Annotated in this window: 13 protein-coding genes; 7 read left to right on the plus strand and 6 right to left on the minus strand. The window is 73.3% G+C overall.

What is annotated here, in order from left to right:
* Nucleotides 1–43: 43 nt before the first annotated feature.
* The 4 genes from ACWEKM_RS18260 (at nucleotide 44) to ACWEKM_RS18275 (ending at nucleotide 5,832) form a co-directional block, all read left to right on the plus strand.
* Nucleotides 44–808 (plus strand): crotonase/enoyl-CoA hydratase family protein, encoded by a 765-nt coding sequence (locus ACWEKM_RS18260; protein WP_451622195.1) that lies wholly within the window; start codon nucleotides 44–46, stop codon nucleotides 806–808.
* Between the two features lie 256 nt (nucleotides 809–1,064).
* On the plus strand, nucleotides 1,065–2,162 hold the full coding sequence (locus tag ACWEKM_RS18265; protein WP_451622196.1) for a mechanosensitive ion channel family protein: 1,098 nt from the start codon (nucleotides 1,065–1,067) through the stop codon (nucleotides 2,160–2,162).
* Between the two features lie 357 nt (nucleotides 2,163–2,519).
* Nucleotides 2,520–4,739, plus strand: a complete 2,220-nt coding sequence (locus tag ACWEKM_RS18270; protein WP_451622197.1) for an NADP-dependent isocitrate dehydrogenase — start codon at nucleotides 2,520–2,522, stop codon at nucleotides 4,737–4,739.
* Nucleotides 4,740–5,034: 295 nt separating this feature from the next.
* Nucleotides 5,035–5,832 carry an N-formylglutamate amidohydrolase gene (locus ACWEKM_RS18275; protein WP_451622198.1) on the plus strand — a complete coding sequence of 266 codons (798 nt, stop codon included), beginning with the start codon at nucleotides 5,035–5,037 and terminating at the stop codon, nucleotides 5,830–5,832.
* A 460-nt stretch (nucleotides 5,833–6,292) separates the two neighbouring features.
* Here ACWEKM_RS18275 and ACWEKM_RS18280 read toward each other — a convergent pair whose 3' ends face one another.
* The 3 genes from ACWEKM_RS18280 to ACWEKM_RS18290 form a co-directional block, all read right to left on the minus strand.
* Nucleotides 6,293–6,712 carry a hypothetical protein gene (locus ACWEKM_RS18280; protein WP_451622239.1) on the minus strand — a complete coding sequence of 140 codons (420 nt, stop codon included), beginning with the start codon at nucleotides 6,710–6,712 and terminating at the stop codon, nucleotides 6,293–6,295.
* A 230-nt stretch (nucleotides 6,713–6,942) separates the two neighbouring features.
* A complete protein-coding gene (locus ACWEKM_RS18285) occupies nucleotides 6,943–7,542 on the minus strand; it encodes an RNA polymerase sigma factor (RefSeq protein ID WP_451622199.1) in 600 nt (199 codons plus the stop codon).
* A 35-nt stretch (nucleotides 7,543–7,577) separates the two neighbouring features.
* Nucleotides 7,578–9,014, minus strand: coding sequence for a S8/S53 family peptidase (locus ACWEKM_RS18290; protein WP_451622200.1), 1,437 nt, complete (start codon nucleotides 9,012–9,014; stop codon nucleotides 7,578–7,580).
* Nucleotides 9,015–9,217: 203 nt separating this feature from the next.
* Between ACWEKM_RS18290 and ACWEKM_RS18295 the strand changes: the two genes are divergently transcribed.
* Nucleotides 9,218–11,821: a CHAT domain-containing protein gene (locus ACWEKM_RS18295; RefSeq protein WP_451622201.1), complete on the plus strand. Its 2,604-nt coding sequence runs from the start codon at nucleotides 9,218–9,220 to the stop codon at nucleotides 11,819–11,821.
* 18 nt (nucleotides 11,822–11,839) lie between these two features.
* Here ACWEKM_RS18295 and ACWEKM_RS18300 read toward each other — a convergent pair whose 3' ends face one another.
* Nucleotides 11,840–14,152, minus strand: coding sequence for a LuxR C-terminal-related transcriptional regulator (locus tag ACWEKM_RS18300; RefSeq protein WP_451622202.1), 2,313 nt, complete (start codon nucleotides 14,150–14,152; stop codon nucleotides 11,840–11,842).
* 94 nt (nucleotides 14,153–14,246) lie between these two features.
* Here ACWEKM_RS18300 and absR1 point away from each other — a divergent pair, with 94 nt between their 5' ends.
* Nucleotides 14,247–15,374 (plus strand): beta-glucuronidase AbsR1, encoded by a 1,128-nt coding sequence (absR1, locus tag ACWEKM_RS18305; protein WP_451622203.1) that lies wholly within the window; start codon nucleotides 14,247–14,249, stop codon nucleotides 15,372–15,374.
* A gap of 652 nt (nucleotides 15,375–16,026) precedes the next feature.
* On the opposite strand, the gene ACWEKM_RS18310 is transcribed toward absR1, so the two are convergent.
* The gene (locus tag ACWEKM_RS18310) at nucleotides 16,027–16,335 is read right to left on the minus strand and encodes a hypothetical protein (RefSeq protein WP_451622204.1); all 309 of its coding nucleotides are present in this window, start codon (nucleotides 16,333–16,335) and stop codon (nucleotides 16,027–16,029) included.
* A 174-nt stretch (nucleotides 16,336–16,509) separates the two neighbouring features.
* Nucleotides 16,510–16,932 carry a YjbQ family protein gene (locus ACWEKM_RS18315; protein WP_451622205.1) on the minus strand — a complete coding sequence of 141 codons (423 nt, stop codon included), beginning with the start codon at nucleotides 16,930–16,932 and terminating at the stop codon, nucleotides 16,510–16,512.
* 939 nt (nucleotides 16,933–17,871) lie between these two features.
* On the opposite strand from ACWEKM_RS18315, the gene ACWEKM_RS18320 reads away from it, so the two are divergent.
* Nucleotides 17,872–19,026 (plus strand): LLM class flavin-dependent oxidoreductase, encoded by a 1,155-nt coding sequence (locus ACWEKM_RS18320; protein ID WP_451622206.1) that lies wholly within the window; start codon nucleotides 17,872–17,874, stop codon nucleotides 19,024–19,026.
* The last annotated feature ends 1 nt before the right edge of the window (nucleotide 19,027 follow it).

Consider the following 19,027-nt stretch of genomic DNA (forward strand, 5'->3'; position numbering starts at 1 on the left):
CGGGGGCGCGGCGCGGCCGGCGTCCCAGGGAGGAGAGCCGTCCGTGCCGGTGCGCCTGGAACACGAGGGACACGTCACCACCGTCGTCCTGTCCCGGCCCGCGGTCCGCAATGCGGTGGACGGGCCGACCGCGGCCGAACTCGCCGCCGCCTTCCGGGCGTTCGAGGCCGACGCCGAGGCGCGGGTGGCGGTGCTGTGGGGTGCGGGCGGCACATTCTGCGCGGGCGCGGACCTGAAGGCGCTCGGCACCGGCCGGGGCAACCGGGTGGCCGAGGACGGTGACGGCCCGATGGGTCCTACCCGGATGCGCCTGTCCAAGCCGGTGATCGCCGCGGTCGCCGGGCATGCGGTCGCCGGGGGCCTGGAACTCGCCCTGTGGTGCGATCTGCGGGTGGCGGAGGAGGACGCGGTCTTCGGCGTGTACTGCCGCCGCTGGGGCGTCCCGCTCGTCGACGGCGGCACGGTACGGCTTCCCCGGCTGATCGGCACCGGCAGGGCGCTGGACATGATCCTCACCGGGCGGCCGGTCCCGGCCCGCGAGGCGTACGAGATGGGTCTGGCCGACCGGATCGTGCCCACCGGCCGGGCCCGCGCCGAGGCGGAGGCGCTGGCCGCGGCCCTCGCGCGTTTCCCGCAGGAGTGCCTGCGCGCCGACCGGGCGTCGGTGCTGGCGCAGGAGGGGCTGACGGAGGAGGCGGCGCTGCGGGGTGAACTCCGGCGCGGATCAGCGGTGTTGGCCGAGGCGATGGAGGGGGCGGCCCGGTTCGCCGACGGCGCCGGTCGGCACGGATCCTTCACCGACCTGTGAGCCACGGGTGCCGGCGTACCGGAGCTGGCGCCTGAGCGGGCCGCCGGGTCGCCGGGCCGTCGTCCGCGCGGTCGGCCGTGGGGCGAACTCCCGTACCGGATACGGCAGGATGAACGGGCGCGGCCGGGCCTTCGCACCGTACGTACGGCCGACGCGCTCGCACATCCCGGACACAAGCAGGTGACAACGTGACGAGACATCACATCCGGCCGTCGGACGCGCCGCACGCCCCAGGGCGCCGCACCGGAGGTGACCGGTGAACCGCGCCCTCACCGCGCACGATCTGTTCCTCGCCGGGATCGCCGTGGCGGCGGGCCTGGTGGCGGCGTTCCTGTCCCGGACGCTGCTGCGCTGGCTGGCCAAGCACGCCAAGCGGACCCGCTGGGGCGGCGACGACGTCGTCGTGGACGCCCTGCGGACCGTTGTGCCCTGGGCGGCGATCGCGGGCGGCGTGGCCGTCGCGGCGAGGGTGCTGCCGCTGACCCGGACCGTGCGGCACCACACCGACCAGGCGTTGCAGGTCCTGCTGATCCTCGTGGTGAGCGGCGCCGCGGCCCGGGTGATCGCCGGTCTGGTGCGGACGGTCACCCAGTCCCGGTCCGGGGTCGCCGGTTCGGCCACCATTTTCGTGAACATCACCCGGGTACTGGTCCTCGCCATCGGGTTCCTGGTGATGCTGCAGACGCTGGGCATCTCGATAGCGCCGATGCTGACCGCCCTGGGCGTCGGCGGTCTGGCCGTGGCCCTCGCGCTCCAGGACACCCTCGCCAACCTGTTCGCGGGCATCCACATCCTCGCCTCCAAGACCGTCCAGCCCGGTGACTACATCCGGCTGAGCAGCGGGGAGGAGGGTTACGTCGTGGACATCAACTGGCGGCAGACGACAGTCCGCCAGCTCTCCAACAATCTGGTGGTCATCCCCAACGGGCAGCTCGCGAAGACGAACATGACCAACTTCACGCGCCCCGAGCAGGAGTTGACGATCCTGGTGCAGGTGGGGGTCGGCTACGACAGCGATCTGGACCAGGTCGAGCGGGTGACGGGCGAGGTCGTCACGGAGGTGATGACAAAGATCACCGGGGCGGTCCCCGAGCACGAGCCCGCGATCCGCTTCCACACCTTCGGCGACTCCCGGATCGGCTTCACGGTGATCCTGGGCGTCGGTGAGTTCAGCGACCAGTATCGGATCAAGCACGAGTTCATCAAGCGCCTGCACCGGCGCTACCGCGAGGAGGGCATCCGCATCCCGGCACCGGAACGGACGGTCGCCCTCCAGCAGGGCACGGTGGTGATCCCCCAGCAACGAGCCACGGCGAACGACCCAACCGGCCTGGACCACGCCCACCGCCCCTGACCCCCGCTGCCCCGCCGCTCACCACCGGGGTTTCCGGGATGCGAGGGGGTGGCCCCCGCGGCGTAGGGCCACGGCTGTGCGGCGGGGGCACGTCCGGACGGGCTGCGAGGACGGTCCCCGGGGGGCGGTCCCCGGAGCCGGTCCCCGGAGCCGGTCTCGGTCTCCGCGGGCGGGGCGTCGCAGGTGGAGCGGACTGTGCGGCGCCGTGGGGCCGGCTTCTGCCGGGGTGATCGTCCGTTCCCGTCGGGCGGGGAGTCGGGCCGTGATGGCGTCGAGTCGTCGGTCCCTGTCGAGTCGGGAGCGGGTACGAGATATCTTGATGTCGAGCAATGTTGCAGACGTGGAGCGGAGCACCCGGTGACAGACTCGACCATCATCTACACCTACACAGACGAGGCCCCGGCCCTGGCGACGCATTCGTTCCTGCCGGTGATCCAGGCGTACGCCTCGCAGGCCGGTGTCGCCGTGGAGACCCGCGACATCTCGCTGGCGGGCCGTATCATCGCCGTCTTCCCGGAGTACCTGAACGAGGACCAGCGCATCCCGGACGCCCTGTCCGAGCTGGGCGAGCTGGCCAGGACGCCCGAGGCCAACATCGTCAAGCTGCCGAACATCTCGGCGTCGATCCCCCAGCTGAGGGCCGCGGTCGCCGAGCTGCAGGGCAAGGGCTACGCGCTGCCGGACTACCCGGACGATCCGAAGACCGACGAGGAGCGCGAGATCCGCGCCCGCTACGACAAGATCAAGGGTTCCGCCGTCAACCCGGTGCTGCGTGAGGGCAACTCCGACCGCCGCGCCCCCACCTCGGTGAAGAACTACGCCAAGACCCACCCGCACCGCATGGGCGCCTGGACCGCCGAGTCCAAGACCAACGTGGCCACCATGGGCGCCGACGACTTCCGTGCCACCGAGAAGTCCGCGGTGATCGCCGAGACCGGTGCGCTGCGCATCGAGCTGAAGGGCGACGACGGCTCCACCACCGTGCTGCGGGAGTCCGTGCCGGTCCTGGCGGGCGAGGTCGTCGACGCCTCCGTGATGCGCGTCGCCGCGCTGCGCGAGTTCCTCACCGCGCAGGTCGCCCGCGCCAAGGAGGAGGGCGTCCTGTTCTCCGTGCACCTGAAGGCCACGATGATGAAGGTCTCCGACCCGATCGTCTTCGGCCATGTGGTGCGCGCCTTCTTCCCGAAGACCTTCGCGACGTACGGCGAGACGTTCGCCACGGCCGGTCTGACCCCGAACGACGGTCTGGGCGGCATCTTCAAGGGCCTTGAGTCCCTGCCGAACGGCGCCGAGATCAAGGCGTCCTTCGACGCCGAGCTGGCCGAGGGCCCGCGACTGGCGATGGTCGACTCCGACAAGGGCATCACCAACCTGCACGTCCCCTCCGACGTGATCGTGGACGCCTCCATGCCGGCCATGATCCGCACCTCCGGCCATATGTGGGGCCCGGACGGACAGGAGCACGACACCCTCGCGGTGCTGCCGGACTCCAGCTACTCCGGCGTCTACCAGGCCGTGATCGACGACTGCCGGGCGCACGGCGCCTACGACCCGTCGACCATGGGCTCGGTGCCGAACGTGGGCCTCATGGCGCAGAAGGCCGAGGAGTACGGCAGCCACGACAAGACCTTCGAGATCCCGGTCACGGGCACCGTCCGCCTCGTCGACCAGGCCGGCAACGTCGTCCTGGAGCAGACCGTCTCCGCCGGCGACGTCTTCCGCTCCTGCCAGACCAAGGACGCCCCGATCCGCGACTGGGTCAAGCTGGCCGTCACCCGCGCCCGCGCCACCGGCGACCCGGCCGTGTTCTGGCTGGACGAGAACCGCGCCCACGACGCCGTGCTGATCGAGAAGATCAAGGCGTACCTGCCGGAGCACGACACCGAGGGCCTGGACATCAGGATCCTGGCCCCGGTGGAGGCCACCAAGCTGTCCGTGGAGCGCATCCGCCGCGGTGAGGACACCATCTCCGTCACCGGCAATGTGCTCCGCGACTACCTGACCGACCTGTTCCCGATCCTGGAGCTGGGCACCAGCGCCAAGATGCTGTCGGTCGTCCCGCTGATGGCGGGCGGCGGCCTGTTCGAGACGGGCGCCGGCGGCTCCGCGCCCAAGCACGTCCAGCAGCTGGTCAAGGAGAACTACCTGCGCTGGGACTCCCTCGGTGAGTTCTTCGCGCTGGTGCCGTCCTTCGAGCAGTACGCGAAGACCACCGGCAACGCCCGCGCCCAGGTCCTCGCCGACACCCTGGACCGGGCCACGGCGACCTTCCTCAACGAGAACAAGTCGCCGACCCGCCGGGTGGGCGGCATCGACAACCGCGGCAGCCACTTCTATCTGTCCCTGTACTGGGCGCAGGAGCTGGCCCGCCAGACCGAGGACACGGAGCTGGCCAAGGCGTTCGCCGCGTTCGCGGAGACGCTGACCGCCCAGGAGCTGCAGATCGTGGACGAGCTGATCGCCGTCCAGGGCTCCCCGGCCGACATCGGCGGCTACTACCAGCCGGTCAAGGCCGAGGCCGACAAGGTGATGCGCCCGTCGGCCACCTGGAACGAGGCGCTCGCCTCCCTGAGCTGACCTCCCGCCCCCGCGGCCGCACGCGCACCCCACGGGTCCGTCCGCTCCGCTCCGCCCCGGCCTTTGCACCGCCCGGCCGGGGCGGAGCCATGTCCGCCGCCGTCCGGGCTCAGCCCGTCGGCCGACCGGCTCCGGGTGATCGAATCACCGTACGGACACGACGGGTTCGTGATCGAGACGAAGCACGTGGCGGCGCCGGTGCGGGAGATCCCGGGGAGATCCCGGAGTGATCGCCCGCGTACCGTGGGCCGTGGATCATCCGCCGCATCGCCGACAGCGCCCCGGGAGCCACCGTATGGACATCGCCGCACCGTCCTTCGAACTGCTCCCCGGCGCCGCCGACTCCCCGGTGATCCTGCATGTGCCGCACTCCGCGCGGGAGATACCGGCGACGGTACGCGCGGGCATCGTGCTGGACGACGCCGCGCTGGAGCGGGAGCTGGACGACATCACGGACGCGCACACGGCGGAGCTGGCCGAGGCCGCGGCCGGGCTGGCCCGGGTCGTTCCCTGGCGGTTCGTGAACCGGCTGTCGCGGCTGGTGGTGGATCCGGAGCGGTTCCCCGACGAACGGGAGGACATGCTCGCCGTGGGGATGGGGGCCGTGTACACCGGGACCACCCGGCGGGGGACGCTGAGACCCGCCGACACCGATCCGGGTCCCTTGATCGAACGGTACTTCCGGCCGTACGCGCGGGCCATGACCGAGGCGGTGCGGGACCGGCTCGCCGCGACCGGCCGGGCCGTCGTGATCGACGTGCACTCCTATCCCACCGAGCGGCTGCCCTACGAGCTGCACGGCGACGGGCCCCGGCCGCCGGTCTGTCTGGGCACCGACGCCTTTCACACCCCGGCGGGGCTGGCGGAGCTGGCCCGCGAGGCGTTTGCCGGGTGCGGCGGGACGGGGCTCGACAGCCCGTTCGCGGGGGCGTATGTGCCGCTGGAGTTCTACGGGAAGGAGCCCCGGGTCGGCGCAGTGATGGTGGAGATCCGCAGGGACGGCTATATGACGGAACCGGGCGGCCCGGCCGGGCCGGGACTGCACCGGCTCGCGTCCGCGCTCGCCACCCTGGTGGACGGCGCGGGCCGCTGACCCCCTCCGCCCGGAGCGCTTCGGTGGCCCCCGGGTCACGCCATGCCGTCCTGGATGTGCCCGCAAACTGCCGCGCCGGATCCCGCACCGGCACACCGTGGGTCTGGCCCGGATCGCCCTGAAGGACATCGACCTGAGCGAGGCGCGCGGCGGGCGGCGGGCAAGCCCGTCCACGTCTCCTGTCCGGCCGCCGACCGCGACCCGGCCGCCTCCCTCGACCCGGACCACACCGACCCCGGCCATGAGCCCTGGCCACGCCTGGCCTTCGGGCACGGCACGCACTCCTGCACCGGAGCCCTGCTCGGCCGGCCGCTGATCGAACTCGCCGGTCGACACAGTGCTGAGCCGGTTCCCCCGGCTGTGGCTCGCCGGGCCCCCGGACCAGGTGGCCCGGCGGTGCCAGACCATGATCCGGGGGCAGTTGACGCTGCCCGTCACCCGGTGACCGGGGGCTGCCGGATCAGGCGCGCAGCCACTCGGTGACGACGACGTCGCCGCCGGTGCGCAGCCGCAGCGCGAACGGGCCGACGGGCCGCACGTCGCTGGTGAAGCGGCCCAGTTCGTCGACGGTGACCGGGACCGCCGACTGCGGTCCGCCGAGCACCTCGATCCGCGCCGACCGCGGTGGCAGCACCTGCCCCATCAGCCCCTGCCCGGTGACCTCGACGTCGACGGTCAGCTCGCCCGCGCGGAAGGTGAGCATCCGCGGCGCGTCCGTCACTCCTCTGATCGGCAGGGCGTCCACCAGGGAGTCGAAGGTCAGCTCGGCGACCCGGGCGTCGAGGTCGTACAGCGCGTAGGCGTCGAGGGCCAGTTGGCTCAGCTCGGTGGGGACGGGGTCCCGGATGGCGGCCGCCTGGCGCAGCTCCTCCTCCAGCAGCCCGTCGTCACACTCCGCCGGATCGAACCCGGCAGGGTCGAAGTCGGTCCGGTCGAAGTCGGTCCGGTCGAACCCGGCCCGATCGAACTCGGTCGGGTCGAATCCGGTCGGGTCGAACTCGGCCCGGTCGAATGCCTCCGCGGGCAGTTGCCAGTCGTCCTCGCCGCGCCCGTCGTTCCCGCCGCGCCCGTCTTCCCCGCCGTGCCGGTCGTTCTCCTCCCGCATGCCGCTCACACCGCCCCTCGTGCGTCGAGCCGGGCCCGCAGCCGGCGCAGGCAGCGCTGGCGCAGCGGTCCGATGCTGCCGACCGCGATGCCCAGGGCGGCCGACACCTCCAGATAGCTGGGCGGCGGCGAGGCCATCAGGACGCGCAGCAACCGGCGGCAGCGGTCGCCCAGTTCCTCGAACTCCTGCCACAGACGGCGGACCCGCTCGGCCTCGGCGGCCGCGTCCTCGGAGTCGATCAACAGTTGCTCCGGGGTGCGGTCCTCGCTCACCCGGTCCAGGACGAGCGGGTCGTCCGTCGGCATCAGCCGGGTGAGGCTCTTGATGACCTTGAGGCACTCGTGCCGGGCCGTGCTGGCGAGCCAGGACCCGGCCTTCTCCGGCTCCCGGATCCGGCCGAGGTGCTGGGCGAAGCGGAACCACACGGTCTGGTAGACCTCGTGGCCGTCGGCGTCGGACAGCCGATGGGCCCGCACCACCGCCCACACCAGCGGGCTCAACCCTTCCACCAGCGCCTTCCAGGCCCCCGCGTCGCCGTCGACGGCGGCCCGGACCAGCGCGGCGACCTCTGCTCGCTCCACGGCCCCACCCCTCGTGTACGGCATGTCATCGTACGCCGTGGAGGGGGCGATTCCGGCCGTCATGCCCCAGCTGCCAGTCGCACAACCGGAGCCGGGCGCCAGGTCGGTGGCAGCAGCGCCGGCACATGCGCCCCGCGCACCTCCGCGTACGCGGTGGTGGCTTCGAGCAGTTGCCTGCGGGCCGCGCGCGGATCGCTCTCCTTGTGCGCGCTCATGTGTGCGGCGACGAGCCCGGCGGCCAGCGGGGTGGCGAACGAGGTGCCGCTCCACCGCGCGAAGCCCGCGAACGTCACCCGGTCCGGCTCGCCCGGCGTGCTCTCCCGCTCGTTGCTCAACACGCCCGTGTGGCGCGGGGACTGGCAGGTGCAGGCGTAGGTGAAGCCGTACCGGCAGGCGTCGTAGGTGGAGTGCTGGTACACGTACGGCACGGGCGCCGCGAAGCCGGTGAGGGAGCTGACGAGGCGCTCGCCGGGGGCGTACGCCGCCACCCACGAGCCGTGGTTGCTGAAGCAGGCGCCCATCTCGCCGTCGCCGCGCAGGGCGCCGACCGACAGCACGGCGTCCTGATAGTCGGGCAGCGAGGCGTAGGCGGCGGGCCAGAACGGGGTGGCGCTGCCGTTGTTGCCGGCCGCGGCGACCAACAGGGTGTCCTGCTCACGCAGTTCGCGCATGAAGGCGTCGACGCCGAGCAGCCCGTCGGTGCGGCCGTTGGAGGTGCCGGCGGACAGGCTGATGATGTCCGGCCAGCCGTCCCGGTCGACGGCCTCGAAGAGCCTGGCGCCGAACTCGGACTCCAGGACGGCTCCGGCGTCGTTGAGGGTGCCCCGCACGGTGATGTCGGTGTTGGGCGCGACGGCGGCGACCAGCCCCGCGATGAACGTGCCGTGACCGACGTACTGCCGCAGGACGCCCTCCTCGTCGGTCTCCATGATCTGCCCGTCGCCCTGTGTGTGGGCGAGCGGCGGGTAGCAGCGGTAGTCGTGCATGAGGCCGGTGTCGATGACGAGGACGCCGACGGCCGTGTCCTGGTCGTAGAACGTGCCGTCCGTCGCCGGGTTGGGCGGCTCGCCGGCCGGGGCGGGCACGGGCTCGTCGCCGGGACAGGCGTTGACCGCGATCGAGACCACATGGTTGCGGCTGACCAGCCGGTGACCCCGGCGTCCCTCCGCCTCGCGCAGGGCGCGCAGCGCGTGCCCCACGGCCGGGTCGCCGTCGCGCACCCCGTGGCCCGGGTCGCCGACCCGGATGCGGGTGATGCCGGTCCGGTTGGTCTGCGGACCCGCCCGGCGCACCTCGTCGGCGACCAGGTCGGGCGCCGCGGCGAAGTGGCTGCGTACGGTCTCCTCGACGACGCGTGCCTCCTCGCCGTCGCGGGCGAGGACGACGCCCTTCTCGTAGCAGAACTCGGCGGAGTCGTCCGGGCCCATCGCCAGCGGGACGTCGGGCATGGAGCGCTGGATCTGGTCGAACTGCTCGTGGAATCGCTGTGGTGCCATGGCAGGTCCTCCCACTGGTACGGCGGTCGTCAGTCAGAGCCCCGGGACCGTCGGTTGATACAGCCGATACCGCTACCTACCGAGCCGAGACCTATTGATAACCATTGATAACCACTGATAACCAGCGAGATCTACTGCTACCTACTGCTACTGCTGTGACGAACCCGTGTGACGTGCAGCCCCCGGCCACTACCATCCGAGGGGTGACAGCGGGAAACGACTCGGTTCTCGAACTGCTGCCGATGGTGTTCGCCGCCCCCATGGAGGCCCTGGCGCGCGCGGAGCGGGTGCTGGAGACCGGTCCGCCGCCGCTGCACGCCTCCGTCGCCCACCAGGTGATCGGCATCTGGCAGCGGGACTTCGGCGACCTGCGGATCGCCCTCGGCCATCTGCGGCGGGCCCGTGACCTCGCGGCGCACGCCGAGTCCGCCGAGCGCGAGGCGGATGTCCTCGCCACCCTCGGGGTCGCACTGGTGCACGCGGGGCGCACACGGCAGGGGTTGACGGCCTTCGAGCGCGGGGTGGCCCGGGGCACCGGGCACACCCGGGCCCGGGTGCTGTACCGCCGCGCCTACGTCTGGTGGGTGCTGGGCCGCCACCGGGAGGCGCTGGAGGACGTGCGTCGGGCGATCTCCGTGCTCCGCCAGGCCGACGACGTCATCTGGACGGCGCGGGCGCTGACGCTGCGGGCCACGGTGCATCTGGCGCTGGGCGCGGTGGACCGGGCCGACGCCGACTTCACCGCGGCGGAGCGGCTGTGGGAGACCACCGGCCAGGAACACGACAAGGCCGACGCCGTGGAGAGCCGGGGACTGGCCGCGTTCCGGTCGGGCGACATCCCGGCCGCGCTGCGCCTGCTGGACGAGGCCGAGGGGCGGTACGCCAGGCTGGGCACGCCGACCTTCATGCTCAACATCCGCCGGTGCGAGGTGCTGATGGCCGCCGGGCTGGCCCCGGAGGCGCTGGCCGAGGCGGACACGGCGATCGCCACGCTCGACGGGATCGGCGGGCAGTCCACCCGCAAGGCGGAACTGCTGTTGGCCGCCGCCCGGGCCGCCCGTTCGGCGGGCGACCCGCACACGGCGATCGCCCGGGCCGCCGTCGCCGTACGGCTGTTCGCGGCACAGCGGCGCAGCTGGTGGGAGACGCACGCCCGGCTGGTGCTGATCGAGGCGCGGGTGGCGTCCGGGCGCGGCTCGGGGCGGCTGGTCGCGGACGCCGCCGCGGTCGCCGAACGGTTGGCGTCCTTCGGCTCGCCGGCCGCGCCGGAGGCATCCCTGCTGGCGGGCCGGATCGCGCTCGGCCTGGGCTGGACGGCGGACGCGGAGCGGCATCTGGCGCTGGCGGCGCGCAGCAGACAGGCGGGCCCGCCGCTGGCCCGGATGACGGGCTGGGCGGCGCAGGCGCTGCGGGCGCGGGCGGCCGGTTCCGGGCGGGGTGTCCTGGAGGCATGCCGACGCGGGCTCGACGTGCTCGACGACCACCGGATGACGCTGGGCGCCTCGGAGTTGCGGGCCCGGGCCACGGCGCAGGGCGCGGAACTCGCGGCGCTGGCGCAACAGGCCAGCCTGGCCAGGGGCGGTCCGCGGCGGCTGCTGGAGTGGAGCGAGCGGTGGCGGGCCACGGTGCTGTCCGCGCCGCCGATCCGGCCGCCCGCCGACCCGGCGCTGCTGAGCGGGCTGACCGCGTTCCGGGAGATCGCCGCCCGCGCGGAGGCCGCCCGGGTGGCGGGCCGTCCGGTGCCCGCCCTGGAGCGCGAACAACGGCGCCTGGAACGGGAGATCCGCTCCCGGACCCATCACAGGCGCGGCGACACGTCCGGCGACGGCCGCCGCTTCGACGCCGCCCGGCTGCTGGAGCGGCTCGGTGCCACGACGCTGGTCGAACTCGCCGTGCTGGACGGGCGGGTGCAGGTGCTGCTGTGCGGTCGGGGCCGGGTGCGGCGGTTCGAGGGCGGGGCGCTGGCCGAGGCGCTGACCGAGGCGGAACACGTCCAGGCGGGGTTGCGGCGGCTCGCCCATCCCGGGGCTGAGGGGCGGCTGCCGCTGGTGGAGGCGGCCGGACGCCGACTGGAGGAACTGCTGCTGGGCGGTGCGGTGCGCCGGCTCGGCTGCGGCCCGGTGGTGATCGTGCCGCCCGGGGCGCTGCACCGGGTGCCCTGGGCGCTGTTGCCCGCGCTGCGCGAGCGGGTGCTCAGCGTCTCGCCGTCGGCGGGCAGTTGGCTGCGGGCTCGGGAGACCGAGGCGCCGACGGGCGGCCGGCATGTCTTCGTGCGCGGGCCCGGGCTGGCGACCGGCGGCGCCGAAGTGCCCGAGGCGGCGGGCCGGTACGGCGCGGCGACGGTCCTGGAGCACGACGACGCGCGGGTGCCGTACGTGCTGCGGGAGCTGGACGGGGCGGCGCTGGCGCATATCGCCGCGCACGGTACGTTCCGTGCGGACAGCCCGATGTTCTCCGCGCTGCGGATGGCCGACGGCCCGCTCATCGTGCATGACTTCGAACGCCTCGACCGCAGCCCGTACCGGATCATCCTGTCCAGCTGCGACACCGCCCGCCTCGCCTCGGTCGGCGCCGACGAACTGCTCGGCCTGGTCACCGCGCTGCTCCCGCTGGGCACGGCCGGGGTGGTGGCGAGCAGCGCGCCGGTCAACGACGCCGCGGTGGTGCCGCTGATGCTCGCCCTGCACAAGGGCCTCGACGCGGGACTCTCCCTGGCCGAGGCCCTGCGCGACGCGCGGGCGGCCGTGCCGGGCGACGCGGTCCATCAGGCGACGGGATGGGCGTTCGCGGCGTTCGGCGCGGCCTGAGACCCGACCGGCGGCCGGTCAGGCCGAGGCCGCATCCGGCAGTTCCACCAGCCAGGGCAGCGCGCCCCGGTCACTGGCGCCCAGCCGGGTGTAGGCGCCGTACAGGTGGTTGCCGACGGTGCGGACGGACAGCGTCAGCCGCTCGGCGATCTGCCGGTTGCTCAGCCCGGCGGCGGCGAGCGTGACGATCTGCCGCTGCCGGGCGGTGAGTTCGCCGAGCACCAGCCCGGACAGCGCCGGGGTGCGGGCGCCCTGGCAGCGGCGGGCGAGAGCGACCGCGCGGGTGCGGGCGGTGCGGGCGGCGCTGGGGTCGCGGTGCGCCCGTACGGCCTGGGCGTATGCCTCGGCCGCGAAGAGCAGGAAGCCGCGCTCCTCCAGGGCCGCGGCGGCCCGGTCCAGGGCGGGCCCGTCGCCGCGGGCGAGCGCGTCGGCGTGCCGGGCCAGCACCCCGTCGCCGGGCAGCCGTCCGGCGGCCAGTTCGGGCGCGCCGAGGCGTACGGCGTCGTAGTGGGCGTACGCGTTGTCGTGCCAGCCGCCTGGGCCACCGCGGTCGTCGGCACCGGCGGCGCCGCCGGGGTCACCGGCTCTGTCGGCGTCGGCGACGAGTGCGCGTACGGCGCCGTCCACGTCGCCGCGCGCCGCCGCGGCCCAGGCCGCCGTCCCGTGCGTCAACGACGGGCCGTCGGCGAGGGCGGGTTCGCCGCCGTGGGCCTGCCCTTTCGGGCTTGCGTCGGCCGCGAGCCCCTCGGTGCGGCCCGAGTCGCCCGACTGCGCCGCGGCCAGGGCGAGTTCGCCGCCATGGCCGCTTTCCAGGCTTGCGTCGACGGCGAGCCCTCCGACCCCGCCCGAGTCACCCGACTCCGCTGCCGCCAGGGCGAGTTCACCGCCGAAACCCTGCCCTTTCGGGCCCCCGTCGGCCGAGAACCCCCCGACCCCGCCCGAGTCATCCAACTGCGCTGCGGCCGAGGCTAGTTCACCACCCCGCCCTCCCAGGCTTCCCTCGGCCGGAAGCCCATCGACCCCACCCGAGTCACCCGACTCCGCTGCCGCCAGGGCGAATTCACCGCCGAAACCCCGCTCTTTCGGGCCCCCGTCGGCCGAGAACCCCCCGGTGCCGCACGGGTCGCCCGACTGCGCTGCGGCCAGGGCGAGTTCGGCGCGGCACGGTGTGTCGCCCGGTGCCTCGCGCAGCCCCGCCCGGGCCCACGCCGCCGCCTCCCGCAACTCCCCCCGCAGCCGCGAGAACCGGGCCCGTACCGCCGCGTATCCCGCCGGTACGGTCGCCCCCTCCGCGAGCAGCCACTCCCCCACCGGGGCCGACAGCGGCCGTACGTCCATCTCCTCGATCCGCCGGGCCAGGGCCCGCTGTTCGGCGGCCAGGGCCGGACCGTACTGCCGCGGGCCGCGAGCCAGTCGCCGGGCCCGCAGCCGACCCACACCGGCGCGCAGCGCCGGGCCGTGCAGGGGGTGGGCAAGGCGGACACCGCCGTGGTCGTCGACGAGGACCAGGCCGTCGGCCTCGACGCGTTCGAGAACGTCCAGGTCGAGGTCGTCCAGGCGCAGCGGCAGGGGTTCGGCGAAGGCGAGGCGTTCCAGCACCTCGCGCTCGCCGGGGCCGGAGCGGTCCAGGACGCCGGCGATCCGCTCACGCACGGTGGGCGTCATCGGCACCGGGCCGCGCCAGGCCCACTCGTCCGTGCCGGGCACCCCGGTCAGCAGCCCCTGGGTGCGCAGCGCGCCCGACAGGTCCCGCAGCAGCCGCAGATCGCCCCGGCAGACCAGGTGCAGCCGACGCACCGTGAGCGGCTCCAAGGCGACGCCCCCGGCCAGCAGTCGGGCCGTCTCCTCGTGCGGCAGCGGCTCCAGGGCGAGCCGCGGCAGCAGGTCGCCCATCCACAACCGGGACACCGCGCCGGGGGCGGGGCTCCCGGCCGCGGCGATCACGACCAGTCGGGTGCGGCCGTGCACGGCGAGTTGGTGGACCAGGGCGGCCGATGCCTCGTCGAGCAGATGGGCGTCGTCGACCACGAGGAGGCGCACGCCGGACAGCGACCGCACCGCGCGGTGCAGCGAGACCGTCTCGGGCAGCAGCGGGGCGAACGCGGCGAAGGGCAGCGAGCGGGTCTCGGGGGTCCCGGTCACCCGGACGCAGTCGGCGCCGCGCACGGCCTCCGTGACCAGCCGGGTCTTGCCGCAGCCCGCCTGACCGGTCACCACGATGCCCTGCCGTGTCGCGGCCAAGGACCGCCGGATCAGCTCCAGTTCGTCCTCCCGGCCGGTGAACGGCCAGGGCAGTTCAAGGGTCTTGGCGTCCTGTACATAAATCGTCACGTCATGGAGAGTCCCGATACCCACGCCTGATACAGGGGGACTTGAGTAGCCCCCGACTCAGGCGCCCCGGGCGGGCCGACGGCAGTCTTGACGCATGACCCAGCGCTACTGCTCACTGCCGCAGCAGCCTGCCCCGTCCTTCGCGCCGGGGCTGGCCGCCGAGCGGTTGAGCGCGCTCGTCGGGGGACGGCGCATATGGGTCAACGGGACGGTCCTGCACTACTACTTCTTCGATGCCGACAGCGACGGCTCCGTCATCCCCGTACCGGGGACCGGGGAGCAACGACGGGTGCCGTGGGCCGGTGCCAAGGAACAGTGCGACGTCGTCCGGGAGTGTTTTCGGGAGTGGCAGGACCTCGGTATCGGGGTGACGTTCGCCGAGGTCGCCGACCGCCGCGAGGCGGAGCTGCGGATCGGGTTCCAGGTCGGCGACGGCTCCTGGTCGCAGGTGGGCCGGGACGCGCTCGCGGTCGGCCTCAACGAGCGCACCATGAACCTGGGTTGGGACCTGACCCGGCCCGGGCAGCGGGCCACGGCCCTGCACGAGATAGGGCATGCGCTCGGTATGCGGCACGAGCACCAGAGCCCGCTGGCCGGCATCCACTGGGACGACGAGGCGGTGTACGCCGACCTGGCGGGCCCGCCGAACTTCTGGAACCGGGACAGGACGTTCTTCAACATCCTGCGCAAGCTGGACCCGTCCGAGGTCAACGGCGCCGTCTGGGACCCGCAGTCCATCATGGAGTTCCCCTTCGAGGCGGGGCTGGTGCTGGAGCCGGAGCAGTACCACGGGGGGCTGCATCCGCCGGGCACGCTGTCCCCGGCCGACAAGGAGTTCGTGCTCCGCTGGTACCCGCCCGCCGGTCCTCCTCCGGTCGCGCACCGACTCGACCGGCAGGAGCCGGAGCCCCATCGACCGGCCGCGCTGGTGCCGTTCCGCTCGGTACCGCTCGGCCTGGGGCCGGGCGGGCAGGCCGACTTCGCCGTCGATCCACCGGAGACCCGCGACTACTCGGTGGGCACCTTCGGCGACGGCGACAGCGTCGTCGTCGCCTTCGAGGAACGCGACGGCGAGCCGCGCTACCTCGCCGGCCAGGACGACGGGGGCACACCGCACAACGCCGTCCTTCGGGTCAGGCTCGTCAAGGGCCGCCGCTACTTCGTCCGCGTCCGCCTGTACTCCACGTGGGGAACGGGCGAGACGGCCGTCATGTGCTGGTGACAGCACAGACCGACCCGCGCGGACACTTGGACCACAGTGGGGACCGGGGGAGCGGTCGAGGACGTCACCTTCGGGGGACGATGTCGCTCAGACACTGTTCGGGGGAGCAGGGTCTCAGCTGGACATCGCTGGTGACGTTCTCGACCGCGGTATACGGTCGGCGGTGTTGGTGAGCCCGGCTATCACAGCCTGCGGAATGCCAAGAACGAACGGTCATCGATCGCCGTGGGACGGTGGCTCAGCCTCGGTGTCGATGGTGAATGCCGAGACTCGTTCAGCTCCCTCGGGGCCGAGGCAGGTGGGCGCGATCGCTGGTCCCTCCCCTTTACGCTGCTGGGTGCAAGCTCGTCCGCCGTGCCGGCCACAATGGGACCGGCGCTGACGGCACGCTGGTCGTTGATGCCGATGCACTGGACGAAGGCCCGCTGATCGAGCTGAGCGCACGCTTAGTCAGGGTCGTGTGCCACGGTGGGCAACTGCCGGATGCGCTTACGACCCGTCTCGCCCAGTGGGTATGGCCCCTCGAAAGCCGGGTTCCGCGCTTGGAGAGCAGGCGAGTATCGCTCTTCTGCCTCGTCGGCGCCGATTCCCAGGAAGGCCCCGATCTGGGTCCAGGAGCTGCCGCGTTCGACTTCGTAGATGACGGCCGACGTCAGAGCCTGTTCGGCCTGTTCAACCAATTGTCGGGCCTGACCAGCCAGACCACCGCGGTGACCAGCACGGCAATCTCGCCCACGCCGAAGCCCAGCGGTTCCCGCCACTGCCTGTGACCGTTCAGACGCCGGACGGCGGTGGCGTCATCAAGTTCCAAGAGCCCGCCCAAACGAAACACGCCCATCGAGGTGCGCCTCTGGTGCGGTCTTGCGGGCCCCGAGCCGCGTGCTGGGTGAGCACGGTGGTCGGAATCGACGCCGACCGTGCTCCGGTCGAGCCGGCCTGCCAGATCGGCGTCGGCCTGCACCGCGCGCTGGATCCAGCCCGAACATCATTCGGGACGGAGAGGTCACGGAGAGATCGCGGATTCAAAGGCCGCCCCCGACCGCGCCCAGGAGCATGATGCTCACGGGCTTGTCACGCACGGACCGAGGGACCTTCGGTGCCGCCGGAATTCGACGCCACAGTCCCCTCATGGGCATCAGCCCAGAAAGCTCAGCCGCACCTGACGGCTGGGATTGTCCCGGTTGGTGTCCACCAGGCACACGGACTGCCACGTCCCCAGCTCCAGGCGGCCGCGCAGCACCGGCAGGGTGGCGTGCGGGGGGACGATCGCCGGGAGGACATGGTCGCGGCCGTGGCCGGGGCTGCCGTGCCGGTGCTGCCAGCGGTCGTCCGCGGGCAGCAGGGTGTGCAGGGCAGCCAGCAGGTCGGCGTCGCTGCCGGCGCCGGTCTCGATGACGGCGATCCCCGCGGTGGCGTGCGGGACGAAGATGTTGAGGAGGCCGTCGCGGTCGGCCGCCGTCTCCCGCAGGAAGGCATCGCAGTCGCCGGTCAGGTCGACGACCCGTTCCCGGGAACCGGTGGCGACGTTCAGCACGCGCGTGGTGAAGGCATCTGGCATGCCACCATCCTGGCCCACACGGCCGGTTTCCGACCGTCCGCCCGGCCACCCGGCCCCTGGTACCTGCGGTCCACTTTCCGAGACACCGTTGACCGCCCCGCCGCGACTGGCTACGTTCGCCCGCATGTTGCGTACAGCCCTGCTCACCACGCGCGGTCACATCGACCTGCTGCGGGTGGCCTCCGCCGCGTGTCGCCGCGGCCGCTGACGCCCATTCTCCCGCCCGTTCAGCCGCGCTTTTCCCGCTCGTTCAGCCGCGCTTTCTGCCGCTCGTTCAACCGCGCTCCGCAGTCCTGCCCGCACCTGCGGTCCGACCCTGACACGGCGGTGCCGGCCTGACGGCGCCGAGGCGCCCACCCACCGCCCTCGCCCTTCTGCCCGTGGAGCACCCATGACCGTCGGCCCTGCCCCGCCCGGCCACCCGGAGCCGGACATTACGGATATCTCCACGTCGGGTGCCGCCACCGCGAACCCCGCCGAGCCCTCCTCCCCCGCCCTCGGTCCGCACCCCGTCGTCCGCACCTCCGCCCACCGCGCCCACATGCCCCGCCGACCGCCCCGCACCACCGGCCCCGTACCGCTGCTCGCGCTGAGGCAACTGCTCAGCGCCACGGGCATGTTGACGTCCGACCTGTCGGCCTCGCCGGGCCGGATCGCGCAGGTCGGGGGCGATCCGGTCGCCGACGGTTCGCCGCCCTCGGCGATGGGCACCGCGCTTCAGCGCCTCGCGGCCGGACCCCCGGCGCACCCGCCCAACCCGGGTCACGGTCGCCGTCGACCCGCAGGCCGTCGCCCGGGAACAGCAGATCACCGGCACCGATACCGAGTTGACGCTCGTCCCGCGCAGGACCGACTTCGGTGCCTGCGTGGACACCCGGTTCGGCGGCGGCACGCCGCCGTCCACCACCCCGGCCCGCTCCTGAGACGGAGGCTCGTGACATGACCGTACGGCTGCACTGGTTCCTGCCCACGGGCGGCGACGGCCGCACGCTTGTGGACCGGCACGCGTACGCGCCCAACGAGGCGGGGGCGACGCGGACGGTCAAAGGGGTGCGCACCCCGGACATCGACTACCTCGCGCAGATCGCCAAGGCCGCCGAGCGGCTGGGTTTTGAAGCGGTGCTGACGCCGACCGGCACCTGGTGCGAGGACGCCTGGCTGACCACGGTCGCGCTCGCCCAGCACACCGAACGGCTGAAGTTCCTGGTCGCCTTCCGGCCCGGGCTGATCTCGCCGACGCTGGCCGCACAGATGGCGGCGACCTATCAGCGGGTGACCCGCGGGCGGCTGCTGCTCAACGTGGTCACCGGCGGCGATTCGGCCGAGCAGCGGCGCTTCGGCGACCACCTCGACCACGACCGGCGCTACGAGCGCACGGACGAGTTCCTGTCGGTGGTCCGCGGGGTGTGGCGGGGCCTGCCCTACGACCACGACGGCACGCACTACCGGATCGAGGGCGGGCTGACCGCGGTGCCGCCGCGTCCGCTGCCGCAGCTCTTCTTCGGTGGGTCGTCGCCGGCCGCCGGGCCGGTGGCGGCCCGGCACGCCGATGTGTATCTGACCTGGGGCGAGCCCCCGGCCCAGGTCAAGGAGAAGATCGACTGGATTCGTTCGCTGGCCGAACGGGAGGCCCGCACGGTCCGGTTCGGGATCCGGCTGCACACCATCTCCCGCGACTCGGCGGCCGATGCCTGGGCGACTGCGCACCGGCTGCTCGACGATCTCGACGCCGACACGGTCGCCGCCGCGCAGGCGGCGCTCGGGCGCAGCGAGTCGGTGGGGCAGCGGCGGATGCTGGCCCTGCACGGGGGCAGCCGCGACCGGTTGGAGATCCACCCGAACCTGTGGGCGGGCGTCGGCCTGGTCCGGGGCGGCGCGGGCACGGCGCTGGTCGGCAGCCACGCCGAGGTGGCCGACCGGATCGAGGAGTACCACGCGCTGGGCGTCGAGCACTTCGTGCTCTCCGGCTATCCGCACCTGGAGGAAGCCTACTGGTTCGGGGAGGGCGTGATCCCCGAACTGGCCTCCCGCGGGCTGCTGGACAGCACCGGCACCGGGGAGGGGGCACCGATCCTGGTGGCGAGCGGCCGCTGAA

It is taken from the genome of Streptomyces sp. NPDC004752 (assembly GCF_053601275.1).